The sequence below is a fragment of the Kluyvera genomosp. 3 genome (assembly GCF_011765685.1).
In the GTDB taxonomy this organism is placed as follows: domain Bacteria; phylum Pseudomonadota; class Gammaproteobacteria; order Enterobacterales; family Enterobacteriaceae; genus Kluyvera; species Kluyvera georgiana_A.
This window is the reverse complement of record NZ_CP050321.1, coordinates 1,160,497-1,177,909: the sequence shown is the minus strand read 5'-3', so window position 1 is coordinate 1,177,909 and position 17,413 is coordinate 1,160,497. Positions and strand designations below refer to the sequence as shown.

The 17,413-nt window shown below is 46.0% G+C and carries 13 protein-coding genes and 1 other RNA gene; 12 read left to right on the top strand and 2 right to left on the bottom strand.

Going from position 1 to position 17,413, the window contains the following annotated elements; genetic code table 11:
- Positions 1-11 precede the first annotated feature (11 nt).
- Positions 12-1,673 carry a DNA repair protein RecN gene (gene recN / locus GY169_RS05590; RefSeq protein WP_163448349.1) on the top strand — a complete coding sequence of 554 codons (1,662 nt, stop codon included), beginning with the start codon at positions 12-14 and terminating at the stop codon, positions 1,671-1,673.
- A gap of 148 nt (positions 1,674-1,821) precedes the next feature.
- The gene (gene bamE / locus GY169_RS05585) at positions 1,822-2,160 is read left to right on the top strand and encodes an outer membrane protein assembly factor BamE (RefSeq protein ID WP_064543353.1); all 339 of its coding nucleotides are present in this window, start codon (positions 1,822-1,824) and stop codon (positions 2,158-2,160) included.
- Positions 2,161-2,225: 65 nt separating this feature from the next.
- Here bamE and GY169_RS05580 read toward each other — a convergent pair whose 3' ends face one another.
- Together GY169_RS05580 and GY169_RS05575 are read right to left on the bottom strand one after the other, a co-directional pair.
- A complete protein-coding gene (locus GY169_RS05580; RefSeq protein WP_167575205.1) occupies positions 2,226-2,522 on the bottom strand; it encodes an RnfH family protein in 297 nt (98 codons plus the stop codon).
- Positions 2,512-2,949 carry a type II toxin-antitoxin system RatA family toxin gene (locus tag GY169_RS05575; protein WP_064543350.1) on the bottom strand — a complete coding sequence of 146 codons (438 nt, stop codon included), beginning with the start codon at positions 2,947-2,949 and terminating at the stop codon, positions 2,512-2,514. The genes GY169_RS05580 and GY169_RS05575 overlap by 11 nt, the downstream gene beginning before the upstream one ends.
- A gap of 151 nt (positions 2,950-3,100) precedes the next feature.
- Here GY169_RS05575 and smpB point away from each other — a divergent pair, with 151 nt between their 5' ends.
- The 10 genes from smpB (at position 3,101) to GY169_RS05525 (ending at position 17,206) form a co-directional block, all read left to right on the top strand.
- Positions 3,101-3,583 (top strand): SsrA-binding protein SmpB, encoded by a 483-nt coding sequence (gene smpB / locus GY169_RS05570; RefSeq protein WP_064543348.1) that lies wholly within the window; start codon positions 3,101-3,103, stop codon positions 3,581-3,583.
- Between the two features lie 184 nt (positions 3,584-3,767).
- Positions 3,768-4,130, top strand: a transfer-messenger RNA (tmRNA) gene (ssrA, locus tag GY169_RS05565).
- Positions 4,131-4,333: 203 nt separating this feature from the next.
- Entirely contained in the window at positions 4,334-5,575 is a 1,242-nt protein-coding gene (locus GY169_RS05560) for an integrase (RefSeq protein ID WP_167575204.1), read from the top strand.
- A gap of 241 nt (positions 5,576-5,816) precedes the next feature.
- Positions 5,817-6,011: a hypothetical protein gene (locus GY169_RS23390; protein WP_167575203.1), complete on the top strand. Its 195-nt coding sequence runs from the start codon at positions 5,817-5,819 to the stop codon at positions 6,009-6,011.
- Positions 6,012-6,088: 77 nt separating this feature from the next.
- Positions 6,089-9,475, top strand: coding sequence for a DEAD/DEAH box helicase family protein (locus tag GY169_RS05550; protein ID WP_167575202.1), 3,387 nt, complete (start codon positions 6,089-6,091; stop codon positions 9,473-9,475).
- Between the two features lie 93 nt (positions 9,476-9,568).
- Positions 9,569-11,173 carry a class I SAM-dependent DNA methyltransferase gene (locus GY169_RS05545; RefSeq protein ID WP_167575201.1) on the top strand — a complete coding sequence of 535 codons (1,605 nt, stop codon included), beginning with the start codon at positions 9,569-9,571 and terminating at the stop codon, positions 11,171-11,173.
- A complete protein-coding gene (locus GY169_RS05540) occupies positions 11,170-12,360 on the top strand; it encodes a restriction endonuclease subunit S (protein ID WP_167575200.1) in 1,191 nt (396 codons plus the stop codon). The genes GY169_RS05545 and GY169_RS05540 overlap by 4 nt, the downstream gene beginning before the upstream one ends.
- 9 nt (positions 12,361-12,369) lie before the next feature.
- Positions 12,370-14,640 (top strand): AAA family ATPase, encoded by a 2,271-nt coding sequence (locus GY169_RS05535; protein ID WP_167575199.1) that lies wholly within the window; start codon positions 12,370-12,372, stop codon positions 14,638-14,640.
- Positions 14,637-16,280 carry an AAA family ATPase gene (locus GY169_RS05530; RefSeq protein ID WP_167575198.1) on the top strand — a complete coding sequence of 548 codons (1,644 nt, stop codon included), beginning with the start codon at positions 14,637-14,639 and terminating at the stop codon, positions 16,278-16,280. The genes GY169_RS05535 and GY169_RS05530 overlap by 4 nt, the downstream gene beginning before the upstream one ends.
- Positions 16,280-17,206 carry a hypothetical protein gene (locus GY169_RS05525; protein WP_167575197.1) on the top strand — a complete coding sequence of 309 codons (927 nt, stop codon included), beginning with the start codon at positions 16,280-16,282 and terminating at the stop codon, positions 17,204-17,206. Before GY169_RS05530 ends, GY169_RS05525 begins: the two co-directional genes overlap by 1 nt.
- Positions 17,207-17,413: the final 207 nt, after the last annotated feature.

Here is a 17,413-nt window from a genome sequence, read left to right as displayed (position 1 = left end):
GGAAAGCGGCTATGTTGGCACAACTGACCATCAGCAATTTTGCAATCGTTCGTGAACTTGAAATCGACTTCAACAGCGGCATGACGGCCATCACCGGGGAAACCGGTGCGGGTAAATCTATTGCAATTGATGCCCTCGGGCTGTGCCTGGGCGGTCGAGCGGAAGCCGACATGGTCCGCGTTGGCGCCACTCGCGCCGACCTCTGCGCGCGCTTTGCGCTGAAGGACACGCCTGCGGCCTTGCGCTGGCTTGAGGAAAACCAGCTGGAGGATGGCCGCGAGTGCCTGCTGCGCCGCGTCATCAGCAGCGATGGTCGTTCTCGTGGCTTTATTAACGGCACGGCCGTACCGCTTTCCCAACTGCGAGAGCTGGGCCAGTTGCTTATTCAGATCCACGGGCAGCACGCACACCAGCAGTTAGTCAAATCCGAACACCAGAAAACGCTGCTTGATGCCTACGCAGGAGAATCGACTCTCACGCATCAAATGGCGGAAAATTACCGTCTCTGGCACCAAAGCTGCCGCGATCTGGCGGCTCACCAGCAGCAAAGCCAGGAACGTGCCGCGCGAGCCGAACTGCTGCAATACCAGCTGAAAGAGCTGATCGAGTTCAATCCGCAGCCCGGTGAATATGAACAAATCGATGAAGAGTACAAGCGCCTTGCAAATAGCGGCCAGTTACTCTCCACGAGCCAGCACGCGCTGGCTATCCTGGCCGACGGCGACGACGTAAACCTGCAAAGCCAGCTCTACACAGCCCGTCAGTTGGCCGGTGAACTGGTGAGCATGGACAGCAAACTCTCCGGCGTGCTGGATATGCTGGAAGAAGCGGCCATTCAGCTCAGCGAGGCCAGCGACGAGCTGCGCCATTATTGCGATCGCATGGATCTCGATCCAAACCGTCTGTTCGAGCTGGAACAGCGTCTGTCAAAACAGATTTCCCTGGCGCGGAAGCATCAAATCTCGCCGGAAGCGCTGCCTGAATACTACCAGTCGCTGTTGGACGAACAGCAGTTGCTCGACGACCAGAGCGACTCACTCGAAACGCTCAAACTGGCGGTTTCTCGCTATCACCAACTGGCCCTGGACACCGCGCGCCAGCTGCACGCTCAGCGTCAGGCCAGCGCACAGGAGCTGGCGCAGCTGATTACCGACAGCATGCATATGCTCTCGATGCCGCACGGCCTGTTTGATATTGACGTCAGCTTTGAAGAACAGCATCTGACTGCCGAAGGTGCAGATCGTATTGAGTTTCGCGTCACCACTAACCCGGGGCAGCCGTTACAGGCGATTGCCAAGGTTGCCTCAGGCGGTGAACTGTCGCGTATCGCGCTGGCCATTCAGGTGATTACCGCACGCAAGATGGAAACACCCGCGCTGATTTTCGATGAAGTGGACGTCGGGATTAGCGGCCCAACGGCGGCAGTCGTCGGTAAGCTGCTGCGCCAACTGGGTGAATCGACCCAGGTGATGTGTGTGACCCACCTACCGCAAGTTGCAGGCTGTGGGCACCACCACTTCTACGTCAGCAAAGAGACCGACGGCGCAATGACCGAAACCCATATGCAACCCCTGGACAAACGCGCTCGCCTGCAAGAGCTGGCGCGGCTGCTGGGGGGCAGTGAAGTCACCCGTAATACGCTGGCGAATGCGAAAGAGTTGCTGGCCGCATAAACTTTTTTGATTTCTTAGAGTCTGAGTTCACAATAAAAACGCCGTAAGACCTGATATCAAAGGTTTCCAACTTACCTCAGGTCTATTATCATCGGCACATGACATATGAGCCGCGTACTGCTCGGGCCCGAAAAGGAATCAAATCACTATGCGCTGTAAAACGCTGACTGCTGCCGCAGCGGTTCTTCTGATGATGACTGCAGGCTGTTCCACTCTGGAGCGAGTGGTTTACCGTCCTGATATTAGTCAGGGGAACTACCTGGCACCTAACGATGTAGCGAAAATTCGTCCAGGCATGACCCAACAACAGGTCGCCTACACCTTAGGTACCCCGATGATGACCGATCCGTTCGGCACCAACACCTGGTTCTATGTTTTCCGCCAGCAGCCTGGGCATGAAAAAGCAACCCAACAAACGCTGACGTTAACCTTCAACAGCAGCGGTGTGCTGACCAACATCGATAACAAACCAGCGCTGACCAAATAAGTCAGCGGTGACAAAAAAAGCGCTCATTGAGCGCTTTTTTATTGTCTGTAAATCACGGTAAGGCGCTATCCCTTTTTCTGCGCCGACTTCTCCGCCCGCTGACGGCGAAGCTCTTTCGGATCGGCAATCAGGGGACGATAAATCTCAACCCGGTCGCCGTCGCGAACTTCATCCTGCAATTTAGCAGGACGGCTATAAATACCGACCTTATTTTTGCTCAGGTCAATATCATCACGCAGCGCCAACAACCCGCTTGCCTGAATCGCCTGCTCGATCGTGGCCCCTTCCTCCAGGGTGACACGCTGCACGTACTGCTTTTGCGGCAGCGCGTAAGCCACTTCCACGGCAATCTTACCCGACACGGTAAACCTCTCTGGCACGCATCGTGAATGCCTGCACCATATTCAGCGCCAGCTCTTTAAAGATACGACCAAACGCCAGTTCAATAAGCTTATTGGTAAACTCAAAATCAAGATGGAATTCAATCTTACAAGCGTCCTGGCTTAACGGCGTAAACTTCCAGCCGCCAATCAGCTTTTTAAACGGCCCATCGACCAGATGCATCAAAATGCTCTGGTTATCGGTTAAGGTATTACGCGTGGTAAAGGTCTTACTGATACCCGCTTTTGCGACATCGACCGCCGCCGTCATTTGCGTCGGTCCAGACTCCAGAACGCGGCTGCCCGTACAACCGGGAAGAAAATCCGGGTAGGCATTCACATCATTCACCAGTTGATACATTTGCTCCGCGCTGTAGGGAACCAGCGCAGTACGGCTAATCTGAGGCATAGCAATTTCCATGATCGAACACGGCGTAAATAGTATCATTTATCTACGGTTAAAAAAAACGGACACAGGCTATATCGTGCTAAGATAACGCATTACGCCTCGCGGGAGCTTGAGGCTAGGTTTATCAGATTAGCGATAATTTCAGGATATTATGACAAAGAAAAAAGCACACAAACCTGGATCGGCCACGATTGCGCTGAATAAACGCGCCCGCCACGAATACTTTATCGAAGAAGAGTTTGAGGCGGGCCTGGCGCTCCAGGGCTGGGAAGTGAAATCCCTGCGCGCAGGTAAAGCCAACATCGGCGACAGCTACGTTATCCTGAAAGACGGTGAAGCGTTCCTGTTCGGCGCCAACTTTACCCCGATGGCCGTGGCATCTACGCATTACGTTTGCGATCCTACCCGCACGCGTAAACTGCTGCTCAACCAGCGTGAACTGGATTCTCTGTACGGGCGTATCAACCGCGAAGGTTACACCGTAGTCGCGCTGTCGCTGTATTGGAAAAACGCCTGGTGTAAGGTGAAGATCGGCGTCGCCAAAGGTAAGAAGCAGCACGACAAACGCTCCGACCTGAAAGATCGTGAATGGCAGCTCGATAAAGCGCGTATTATGAAACATGCAGGGCGCTAAGCCAGATACCTGTCCAGCCACAACAAATATCCCCCAACCTATGGGGGATATTTTTTAGTATCAGCCCGTTATCCCTCCTGAACACCGCCAACTGCACAAGAAACGCACAGCCAACAGCTTGTTGAGACACGTTTTTTGCTGGCAACACCTTCCGCATCTCTGTTATACTCGCTGCAACACTATTGGGGCTGATTCTGGATTCGACGGGATTTGCGAAACCCAAGGTGCATGCCGAGGGGCGGTTGGCCTCGTAAAAAGCCGCAAAAAATAGTCGCAAACGACGAAAACTACGCTTTAGCAGCTTAATAACCTGCTCTGAGCCCTCTCTCCCTAGCTTCCGCTCTTAAGACGGGGATCAAAGAGAGGTCAAACCCAAAAGAGATCGCGTGGAAGCCCTGCCTGGGGTTGAAGCGTTAAAACTAATCAGGCTAGTTTGGTAGTGGCGTGTCTGTCCGCAGGTGCCAGGCGAATGTAAAGACTGACTAAGCATGTAGTGCCGAGGATGTAGGAATTTCGGACGCGGGTTCAACTCCCGCCAGCTCCACCAAAATTCTCCATCGGTGATTACCAGAGTCATCCGATGAAGTCCTAAGAGCCCGCATGGCGCAAGCCCTGCGGGCTTTTTTGTGCCTTCAATTTGTCCCGCGAAGTCCGAAGAGAACTAATTAAATCCGAACCTTTTAGGCCCATTGATAGGCCCAACGAAAAGCTCTATTGTTTTCGTTGGGCCTAAACGCATGGAGACTCCCCATGGCAAGAAAAACCAAGCCGTTAACCGATACGGAAATCAAAGCCGCCAAACCTAAAGATGCCGATTACCAGCTTTATGATGGTGATGGGCTGACCCTGTTAATAAAGTCCAGCGGTAGTAAGCTCTGGCAGTTCCGTTACTATCGGCCTCTAACCAAACAGCGAACCAAACAGAGCTTCGGTGCCTACCCTGCTGTCTCCCTTTCTGATGCGCGTAAACTCAGAGCTGAATCTCGAGTTTTGTTGGCAAAAGATATTGATCCTCAGGAACACCAGAAAGAACAGGTGAGGAATTCTCAAGAGGCCAAAACCAACACCTTCTTGTTAGTTGCCGAGCGTTGGTGGAATGTGAAGAAAGCCAGCGTAACAGAGGACTATGCCGACGATATCTGGCGCTCGCTTGAGAGAGATGTTTTCCCAGCAATCGGTGATATCAGCGTCACTGAGATTAAGGCTCATACTCTGGTTAAAGCTGTTCAGCCGGTTCAGGCCAGAGGTGCATTAGAGACTGTTCGCCGCCTTTGTCAGCGTATTAACGAAGTCATGATTTATGCGCAGAACACAGGCCTGATTGATGCAGTTCCCAGTGTAAATATCGGAAAAGCGTTCGAGAAACCGCAAAAGAAAAACATGCCGAGTATCCGTCCGGATCAGCTTCCACAGTTAATGCAAACAATGCGTACAGCAAGTATCAGTATGTCAACGCGGTGCTTGTTCATGTGGCAGCTTCTCACCATTACCCGCCCTGCCGAAGCCGCTGAGGCACGATGGGATGAGATCGATTTCAGTGCTAAAGAATGGAAAATTCCAGCAGCTCGTATGAAGATGAACCGAGACCATACGGTTCCACTATCGGATGTGGCTCTTTCTATTCTGGAAATGATGAAGTCACTCAGTGGTGGCCGAGAGTTTATCTTTCCCAGTCGCATCAAACCAACCCAGCCAATGAACAGCCAGACTGTGAACGCAGCGCTCAAGCGTGCTGGATTAGGAGGCGTTCTTGTCTCCCATGGTTTGCGTTCTATCGCCAGTACAGCTCTCAATGAGCAAGGATTTCCACCGGATGCTATTGAAGCAGCATTAGCTCATGTGGACAAAAATGAGGTACGACGTGCTTACAACCGAAGCGATTACCTTGAGCAGCGTCGTCCGATGATGCAGTGGTGGGCTGATTTTGTGATAAATGCGGATCGTGGGAATGTAATTGATAGTGGAGTAAAAGGTCTCAGGTTAGTCGGTTAGCTGAAACTCGATGATAAGTGCTCCCCTCGATGAGGGGGCTCTCTGCACGGTATCTTCTTTGACCTAGCTTGTTGTTAAACTTGATAGTTTAGTCAGCAGCTATTCATCATTACGCAAAAAATATTTCTGTTTATCTTTAATTTTTCTCATATTTAAGGGTTATTATCTGACTCAATTGAATCGATCGTAGAGCCCGACCATGATACGTTGCCATCTCGCTCGCAGGATGGGAGAGTGAAAAATGAAGATCTCTGACGTTTTGCGTCAAACCGGTCTTAGCCGTAATAGCGTAACGTTAATGTACAAGGAAACGACATTAAAGATTGAACTCGGGGCTTTGGATAGCGGCCAGAACAAAACCAAGGCAGCAAAGCTACAGGGGCTGAAAAACTACCAGGCGCTGAACAATTGGATGGAAAAATACAGTATTCTCTAGTGGTTACATAAAGTTGGCATGGTCATTGCTGAAACTTGCTTATGTGGGACGTGGGCCGGTTGGGGTATAAAATTATTATGAAATCATTTAACTTTGAATTCTTACGACCTGAGAATAATTTGCTCGCCAACCTCGGTGGTTTGGCCGAAGCAGTACTGCATGTTGATCCAGGCAGCGCCCTCACCCGCTTGCGTAGTTTTGCTGAAGAACTAACCAAGGCTATTTACAAGCACGAACTGCTGCCACGCATGCCACAATCCAGCTTATATGAGCTGATCAAAAGCCCGGTTTTTAAAGACTGCGTAAGCAAATCGCTGGTTCATCAGATCAATTTTTTGCGTATACAAGGTAACGATACAGCGCATGGAGCCGAAGGCGAATTGCGTAATGCACAAATGGCACTGGAGACTGCACATCAGTTGGCCATGTACATGGGAATTAAGTACTACAACAAAAAAAAGGATCAAATTCCCTCTTTTGTCGATGTAAAAGACCCAACGGCAACTCTGAATCAACTTCAAAAATCAGTTTCTAGCTACGAAAAAGAACTGCAAAAACAGCAGGAAGAGCTCGAAAGAGTGATGGCACAGGTGGAGCTTGAACGAACTCTAAATGTCGATAAGCTTGAGCCTATCGTCAAGTCCGATCAACATAAACGCCAGCAACAGAGCCAAAAAGTGGCTGATAGCCTGCAATGGAACGAAGCTAAAACCCGTGCATTGTTGGTCGATGCCATGCTGTTGCAAGCCGGTTGGGATACTAAGAACCCCGATCAGGTTGGTCAGGAATTTGAAGTTCTCTTTCCCAATAATCCCTCAGGTAAAGGCCGGGTGGATTATGTTCTATGGGGCGATAACGGTCAGCCGCTGGCCGTTATCGAAGCGAAAAAATCTGGTAATACTAATCTTCAAGCAGGTCGTGAGCAGGCTCGCTTTTATGCCGATGCCTTTGAGCATATGGGTTATCAGCGCCCGGTTATTTTTTATTCCAACGGCTACGAAACTTTCATTTGGGACGATCACCAATACAACACCTATCGTCCGGTGTATGGCTTCTACAGTAAAGACAGCCTGGACTATCTGATCTATCAACGCCATTACCGTGCCGCTGAATTGGAAAAATTCAACCCAGAACTTAGTATTGCTGATCGCCCTTACCAGATTGAAGCCATCAAAACGGTTGCGGCCCATTTCCAAAACCAGCGCCGCAAAGCATTGATTATTCAGGCTACCGGTACAGGGAAAACCCGCGTTGCCATTGCACTAGCTGAATTACTGCTTCGCACTGGTTGGGCCAAACGCGCTCTTTTTTTGTGTGACCGCAAAGAGCTGCGGGTACAGGCCGATGATGCGTTTAAGCAAAATCTACCATCTGAGCCACGATGTGTGATCGGTGAAACCAATAAGATTGATCAAAGTGCACGTATCTATATTGCTACTTATCCCGGCATGATGAACCGTTTCGCTCAATTGGATGTGGGCTTCTTTGACCTGATCATCGCTGATGAGTCTCATCGCACGATCTACAACAAATACCGCGACCTGTTTGAATACTTCGATTCCCTTCAAGTGGGCCTGACAGCGACTCCTGTGAAATTTATCAGTCGCAATACGTTTGATATATTCGACTGCGAAACAACTGACCCTACATTTGAATTTGGGCTAGACGCAGCGATTAACAATGAGCCATCATACTTGGTACCGTTTCGGGTAAAAGATCTTACAACCGACTTTCTGCGTGATGGTATTCACTACAATGACCTTACTGAAACACAGAAACTCCAACTCGAAGAAGACTTAGGTAAGGAAGAAGCCCGTAACACCACCATTGCGGGTAAAGACATTGGCCGCAAGATCTTCAGTGAAGATACTGACCGTATTATTCTGGAAAATCTGATCAACAATGGCATTAAAGATGAAACCGGTTCTCTGATCGGTAAAACCATCATCTTTGCACAACGTCAGGAACACGCTGAGCACCTTGAAAAAATCTTCTGCGAGTTGTACCCACAGTACGGTACCAAAGTATGCAAGGTCATCCACAATGACATTCCCCATGTCGGAAGCCTAATCAAGGAATTCAAAAAGGCAGACAATGAATTTCGAATCGCTATTTCGGTCGACATGCTCGATACGGGCATCGATGTACCCGAAGTGGTTAACCTGGTATTTGCCAAGCCTGTTAAAAGTTGGGTGAAGTTCTGGCAGATGATTGGCCGAGGCACTCGCCTGAGGCCTAATCTTTTCGGGCCAGGCAAGCACAAAACCGAATTTCTGATTTTTGACCATTACGGCAACTTCGATTTCTTTGAAGAAGAATACCAAGAGCCTGAAGACACCGGTGGCAAATCCTTACTGCAAACCACATTCGAAGCCCGGTTTGAACTTGCACAGGCAGCCTTACGACAAAATCATGCAGCAGCCTTTGATGCCGCTATTGAGTTATTGCGTGCAGATATTAACGACCTGCCTGATACAAGTATTGCAGTAAAACGTGAATTGCGAATTGTACACCAGTTACAGCAAACCGATTTACTAAAGCGCTTTGACGCTAAAACCCAACATTTGATGGTCAATAATATCGCTCCATTAATGTCATCCAGGGTATTACGCGACAAACACGCTACTCAACTGGATAAGCTCATAGCCACCATAGAGCGTAACCTGGTTGAGCAAGCGAGCGGTTTTGACGATGGTCGAGATCAGCTGTTAGCTGAACTTGATACACTGGCTGTTAACATTCAGGCCGTACGCCATAAAGATGCCATCATAGCCGAAGTGCGCAGTGCAGACTTCTGGCAAAACTCCACTATTGATAAGTTGGAAAAGGCTCGCAGAGAACTGCGCGGCATTATGAAGTATCGACAAACTAATAGTGGTGGTGTGTATTCCATGCCAACAACAAAAACAGGTGACTCTGGCCTACAAGATAAAGAACGCGAGATAATAATCGCAGGTGCCAACGAGGCTATGCTCTACCGTCGCAGGCTCAAAAATATTCTGGATCAGATGATCTCGGTCAACCCCACTTTGCAGAAAATCCGTATTGGCGAATCTATTACCGAGTTAGAATTGAAAACTTTGACCTCTACCATTCTCACCAGCAATCCCGGTGTGAGTTTGGAAGTGCTTAATGAATTCTATGGTCGCACAGCTAACCAACTTCACCTGACTCTGCGTGAAATAATAGGATTGGACCCTCAAGCCATCGAAGACCACTTCAAAGGCTTTTTGCATACCCATCCTACACTTACAGCAAAACAGGTCAGCTTTATGAACTTACTGAAAAACTACATCGCCCAGCACGGTTCTATCGTGGTCGACACTCTATATGACAAGCCTTTCATCTCAGTCTCGCACGAGGGAGTTGATGGTATATTTACCCCCGATGACGTTGGCGAGCTGATTGCTGTATTGGAGCCGTATTTGAAACAGGAAGATTCCCACAATTTAGTTAATGAATGAAAACGATAAATGTATCGTTATTCGGAAAGTATTTTTGGATTGGATAAGCGGCGCAGCAGCTTATCTGACACTTGTTAAAGAACAGAGAAAAACATGCTAACTGGTCAAATACGCAACGATATCGATAAACTCTGGGAAAAATTCTGGACTGGTGGTATCACTAACCCTCTAACAGTTATAGAGCAGATCAGCTACCTGATGTTTGCCCGTATGCTCGATATGCAAGAGGATATGGCTGAGCGTAAAGCAAACCGCACGGGCAGAAATTTCGATCGACTTTTCCCTAATACACCTGCAGGGCAACTACTACGCTGGAAAAATTTTAAAAACCTTAGTGGTAAAGAACTGCACCAGCATCTAAAGCAAAATGTTTTCCCTTTCTTCGCAAAACTAGGCAAGAAGTCCGACGAGCATGATGGTTTGGGTAATGACGGTAGTGCCATCGAGGCCTTAGGTCATATCGGCGAATACATGCAGGATGCCGACCTTGAAATTAAAAATGAATCGGTACTGGTCAGCGCTGTGGAGATGGTGGATAGACTGCCTATGACCAACAGCGACGTAAAAGGCGATATTTATGAATATCTGCTCAGCAAACTTACCACCGCTGGTATCAATGGCCAGTTTCGCACCCCGCGACATATTATCGATGCCATGATCGAACTGGTCGATCCCCAGCCCACTGAAACTGTCTGTGACCCTGCCTGCGGCACCGCCGGATTCCTTACTCGCACCATGGAGTACCTAAACCGTGTTCATTCCAGTAAGGCTGGTATTTTTGAGGATGAGGAAGGTAACAAATATTACTCTGGCGACCTGTTAGAACCTTACCGCAACCATATCAACAAATATATGTTCTGGGGTTTCGATTTTGACACAACTATGCTGCGTGTTAGCAGTATGAACATGGCTTTACACGGGGTGAATGGAGCCAATATTCTCTATCAGGACAGCCTGAGTAAAACCATTAAAGAAAACTACCCGCAACAGGAAGAAAACTTCTTCGATGTCATCCTCGCTAACCCGCCTTTCAAAGGAAGTCTGGACGAGACTAACACTAATCCTGATGTGTTAGGTTTAGTTAAAACTAAAAAGACAGAGTTACTATTTGTTGCCCATATTCTGCGTGCACTTAAGCTCGGTGGTCGTGCCGCCGTTATTGTGCCGGATGGCGTGCTGTTCGGCTCGTCTAATGCCCACCAACAGTTACGTCAGGAGTTAATCGAAAATAACCAACTTGAGGGTATTATTAGCTTACCTAGTGGGGTCTTTAAGCCGTATGCCGGTGTCAGCACAGCGGTTTTAATGTTCACTAAAGGTGGCAGCACCGAGCGGGTCTGGTTCTATGACGTGCAAGCTGATGGTTATTCATTGGATGATAAGCGTACCCCACTGAAAGGTGAAGGCAGTAATGATCTGCCCGATGCTATCGCTAAGTGGAAGCAATATTTTGTCTTGGTTCAGAAGAATGCCTCTGCAGAAGTAATCCACAAACACTTTGGTGATAAAACCCAAAAAGCGTTTGTGGTAGATGCTAAAGATATTGCCGTCAACAAATTCGACCTCTCCATCAATCGCTATAAAGAAATAGAGTATGAAGAAGCAAATTTTGAGGATCCGAAAAAAATCCTGAAAAAGTTAAAAATGTTGGAAAGCGAGATTATGGCGGATCTGGATGAGTTGGAGGGGATGCTGTGAGTTGGCCTCTAGTATGTATAGGTGACTGTCTTGAAAAGGTCAAGGGTTGGAATCCATTAAAGTCTGAAAGCCGAGAGCCATTTTTCTATATAGACTTGAGCTCAGTTGATAAAGACAAAAAGATAGTGGTTCAAAGCAGTGTTTCTGAGGTATTGCCAAGCGAAGCGCCCAGCAGGGCTAGGCAAATCGTAAAATCAAACGATGTATTAGTTGCAACCGTTAGACCTAATCTAAATGGTGTAGCATTAGTACCTGATGAATTTGACGGAGCAACTGCCTCAACAGGCTATTGTGTGCTGAGACCTAATGGCAATCGTCTGGATAGCAAATATTTATATTTCTGGGTTCAGACGAGAGCCTTTGTAACTGACATGGTTGAAAAGGCTACAGGGGCGACCTATCCAGCTGTGTCCGATAAAATAATAAAAGAAAGCAAAATTCCTCTTCCTCCTCTAATCGAACAAAAACGTATCGCCGCCATTCTCGACAAAGCCGATGCCATCCGCCGCAAACGCCAGCTAACCATCCAGCTCGCAGACGACTTCCTCCATGCCGTATTTCTGGAACTGTTTGGCGACCCGGTCACGAATGTGAAGGGATGGAAAATAAGAGAGTTAGGTGAACTCATTGCTGAAAATGACCGAATAAATTATGGAATTGTTCAGCCTGGAGATCATGTCGATGGTGGAGTCCCAATAGTTCGGGTGGGTGACTTCCATAATGGGCTGATTGATAAAAGCAATCTTAAATGCGTGTCTCCGGAAATTGATGAAAAACATAAAAAATCAAGATTGCATGGAGATGAAATATTAATCACTTGTGTCGGTGCAACCATTGGAAAGGTAGCTTTAGCAGACTCATCCTTAAAAGGATTTAATACTGTGAGAGCCGTCACTAGGGTAAGGCTGAATAAAGAGGTTAGTAGGCATTATGTCTACCGTTATCTTCAGTCTCCATTTGTTCAAAAATATTTCGACATGCAATCTAGGACTGTTGGCCAACCAACCCTAAATGGTACCCAAATTTCAAAGACTCCAATATTGATACCCGATGAAGTCTCTCAATCAAAATACCTTGACATAGCTATAAAAATAGAATTGTTATTGAAAAAAACCGGATGTCACAATAGAAATACTTTGGAGTTATTTTCATCTTTAAGCCAAAAATCTTTTTCAGAAGAGCTCTAAGGAGAGAATATGATCAGCGAAATCCAAATAAATGCACCTGTGGCCACCTATCTGAACTCGGCAAGACTCAGCGATCTTCGTCGTATCAATTATATTTTTGGTGCAAATGGTACAGGTAAAACGACCATAAGCCGTGTCATTGCCCAATTACAAGGACATAGTCAGTGTTCACTAGTATGGCACGGTGGCTCTGAGCTTGAACGGATGGTGTATAACCGGGATTTCGTTGATCGGAACTTTAATCAGGACGGACCCCTGCAGGGTGTTTTTACCTTAGGTGAGAATCAGGTTGAAGCCGAGCGGGAAATTGCTCGTTTACAGCCTGAAATAAATAAAATAAATGATCAAATATCAAGCATAAATATCCAATTAGATGGTTCAGAACAACAAATAGGCAAACGTCAAGAACTTCAAGATCTCGAACCAGGACTGCGGGAAAAGTGTTGGAAGCAGAAACAACTTCATGACACCTATTTTCAGGCTGCATTTAGTGGCGTGAGAAATAATGCCGAAAATTTTAAAGCCAAGTTGTTAACTGAGCACACATCAAATACGGCTGATTTACTCACACTGGAAGAGCTGAAACTCAAAGCACAGACTGTTTTTTCAAGTAATATTGAGCGTGCAACGGTACTTGGAAACATGCCAGCCGATGATCTTATCGCTATCGAGGCAAATGTATTACTGCAAAAAGTGATTGTCGGTAATCAAGATGTTGATATCGCAGCCCTCATAAACCACCTGGGTAACAGCGACTGGGTAAAACAAGGCCGTAAGTATCACGAGCAGAATCCTCAGACATGTCCTTTCTGCCAACAGCCTACGGATGATAATTTCGCTAATAATCTTGCAGCATTCTTTAGTGATGCCTACGACACCGATATCCAATTGTTAAGAGAATTGCAATCAGAGTATCAAATTGCAAGCGATCAACTGACAGCAGCCATACAGCGTAATGTGGACATTAATAACCCATTCCTGAATATTAATCTATTTAATGCTGCAGCCTTGACTCTTGTGGAACGTGTAAAAAACAATCAAACTAAATTGGCAAATAAGATTGATGAACCAAGTCGAAAAGTGGAAATGGAGTCAATTCAACCTCTTATTTCGCAGCTGCAAAACTTAGTGTTAGAGGCAAATGAAGCAACAACACTTCATAACCAAACCGTGGCTAATATTGCCACTGAGAAGCAGACATTAACTTCACAAGTATGGCGCTATGTATTAAATGAATTAGCAGATGACTTGCTACTCTATCAGCAAAATAAAAATCGCCATACAAGCACCATTAATGGTATGGAGAAGGCGTTGACAGATAAAAATACGAGACTCAACAGTCTCAAAGATCAAATTAAAGATTTGGAAAGGCAAACAACATCTATTCAACCAACTGTTACAGCTATTAATGACCTGCTGCAGAAATTCGGTTTTAATTCCTTCTCCATCAGTCAAACCGATGGAGGTCGTCACTATCGAATAATCCGCGCGAATGGTGAAGATGCTAGTTGTTCACTGAGTGAAGGTGAAAAAACTTTTATCACTTTCTTGTATTTTTATTACCTGATTAAAGGAGCCCAATCCTCTTCAGGAATCACAGCGAATCGGGTGGTCGTGTTTGATGACCCAATATCTTCTTTAGATAGCGATATTCTCTACATTGTCAGTAGTCTTATTAAAGTTTTAATGGAAGAGACGACAAGCCAGAACTCAAATATAAAACAGATATTTATATTGACACATAATGTCTATTTTCATAAAGAGATAAGCTTCAACAGAAGAAGATCTGCTGATGGTGTTCTCAGTGAGGAAAGTTTCTGGCTGGTAAAAAAACTACAACATGGGTCGGTTGTCGAGCGCTGTGACAAAAATCCAATCCGATCAGCCTATGAACTGCTATGGGAAGATGTTAAATCAGAAAATATTTCCAGCATCTGCCTGCAAAATACATTACGCCGAATACTCGAAAACTACTTCACAATGTGGGGCGGAATGAGCAAAGACGAAATCTGTACCTTATTTGACGGGCGCGACAAGTTGATTTGTCAGTCTCTTTTTTCTTGGGTCAACGATGGTTCGCACTCGATTCATGATGACCTTTATATTAATCATGGTGAGCAAACTAATGAAGCGTATCTTCGTGTGTTTCGCGCCATTTTCAGTAAAGCAGGTCAGGGTGGCCATTACAATATGATGACTGGTGCAGTCATCGAAGAACTGGATGTTCACTTTGTTGACCAGTCTGTTGTTATTGAATCAAAATTGGAAGCGGCACAATGAGAATAACTAAAATATCACTGACGAATTTCCGCTCGTTTAAACACACGCAAACAATCGATATTGCACCGGTGACATTTTTATTTGGCCCGAATAGTGTCGGTAAGAGCTCTGTGCTAATGGCTCTTGCTTATGTGCAGCAAATTTTGAAACACGGCCACTGTAATCCCCAAAAGCTAGATTCCTTGGGTAGTAAAACGATAGGTGGTTTCCGTGCACTTGTTTATGGACAAGATTTAAAAAATACAATTAGAATTCGACTGGACTATTCTCCAGATAAAACGCCGTTTGTCTACTATGGTGCTAATGTCGATGAAATGACAAACCATGTTGAAAGTGTCAGCTACGTTTTGATGAATGACTTTGGTGGCAGCACCGAATCTGGATCGATAGAGTTTGAGATTGCGTGGTCAGAGCGTTTTAAGCGGGCGTATGTAAAGAATTACCGTGTCTGGACTAACGATATCTATGTTGGTTGTATTAGTTCTTCTGAAGATGAAAGAAACAGCGTGATTCGCGAGGTCAATACCCAACATCCTTTGCTCATCCCCTACAACAATGATGATTGGCTTGAGAGGGAATATGGGGAAGTAGAACAAAGAGAGCCCCTTGAGCTGGACGATTATCATACGGAATTTGAACAAGTCCTGAATCAATTGAATCCGAATCCGGCGGCTACAGCTTCTATAGCGGATAAAGACAATTCAGGAGCTGACTTTGTTAATCGTATTGCTCCTGTTGCTTTGGCTTGTAGAAGTGGTGCGGTTCCTTTGCTTGGAGTCCCTGTTATGACCAATTTGCTTGGGCAAGATTTTGATGAGTTAGAGGAGCACTTTAACTTTCTGGTCGTGCAGGAAGTGCTGAGTCAGGCTTTCGTCTTACCTCTGGATAAACTACTGGAATATTTGGATAAAAGCGTTCAGATTGGCCCACTTCGTCTGGTGCCAGATAACGATTATGTGCCGAATCCTCATCCCGAGCAAATTGACTGGGTAGATGGTTCAGCTGCTTGGGATTTACTTTACAAAGACCCAAACAGTAGTGTTTCCATCGAAAAGCTCATCAGAAACACGAGTGACTGGTTTGCATCTAGCAACAAACTCAATGCAGGTTATGAGATCATCAACAAGTCGATCGCTGAGATAGCAAATGTCGATAGTAATGATGAACATATGGGGTTGCTCAGAAAGAGGCATGTTTTCTTTAGAGAGCTGCGTAGCAATATTCTGCTGTCAGCAAATCAACTAGGCACGGGTATTTCTCAAGTTCTTCCTATAGTTGTTGCGGCAAATCATGATGGCATTGCACTTATAAGTGTTGAGCAGCCGGAGCTGCACGTACATCCTCGCTTTCAAGTAGAGATAGCAGATGTCTTTCTCCAGACAAAAGATAAACACTCGTTTTTGATTGAGACGCACAGCGAACACTTAATTCTTCGGCTTTTAAAAAGAATAAGACAGACCACAGATAATAAGCTACCTGATGATTCTAAGCCTGTTCATGGAGAAGATATTTCAATCGTTTACTTGGAGCCTACAGAAAACGGTGTAGTGACGAAGCGAATTCGTGTAGATGAAGATGGCGAATTTGTTGAACGTTGGCCTCAAGGCTTCTTTGTTGAACGTCGAGAGGAGCTTTTGTAATGATATACGAATATGCACTTGATCCTGTCGTTTTATCTACATGGGCGTCAAATGAGCGTGACTACGCCGAGTTTCTAAGGGAATACGGCTTGGGCACTCCTCGCATTATCAGTAGTTTCCCCAAGAAAAAAAAATCTAAACTTCGTAGCTACTTGCTCACGTTTTGTCCTGAGGTAAGCCAATCATTAGCTGCTCAGAGATATACCGAAATGGTTGTCAAACTCGTGGATTCATTAGTTATCCGGGAGATTCAGGAACCTGAGGTAGTCAATTGGCAGGAAAACGCTGTTATTGAAAATAACAGAATTCCTTTTGGCGTTATTTTGTCATCAATGGCGATTGCAGAGGATAATAACATAACTCCACATTCAATGTATTCGCATGATAGTATCTGGAATCATCCTGATCAGTTGGTTGTTTCCCGCACGAATGCAGGTCTCTTCTCTATCATCTCAAATTTAGTATCTCTTGCTGAAAACAAAATTGTCATTATTGATCCTTACGGTTGGACAGCGGAGTCAGTGAGTTTTATCCGATTTATGCTTCAATCCATCCCTCGCAATCGAGTTAGTGGTAATTTTCCAGCAATAATTCTGTTTTACAAGGAAAAACGGGGTAGCGATAATGGTGGTAGAGGTAGTCCATCTGCTGATCACGTTAGGAATCAGATTCTAGAGGGATTAACAGGTGATTTGTCGAATCTACAGGTGCAGGTTTATGAGCTCAGGGAGAGAGGCGATGCTGATGTTTTTCATAACCGATGCATCTTGACCGAGCATGGGGGGATCATTACTGGTCATGGTTTCGGAGTATCTGGTACACAAGAGCATACAGATGATGCAGTATTAATGAGATCAACTATGTATCAGAAAAAGTGGGATCAATTTGTAGAGCGAAATGGTTACGAGGTAGTTTCTGAGGCCTAAATGTATTAGTCACCACTTGATCTAACACATAGCCTTGAAGGTTGAGAGTTACCGGTTTCGAAATGGGTGTGGATTTCATCTTTAAAAATCAGATAGCTTATATATGGAATCCCTACACTCACCGTGAAAAAATCAAACACAGTTCCAAGTAGCACTTCATATATAAACGGCTAAAACGCGTCGGGACATTCATTGAAAACATATTTT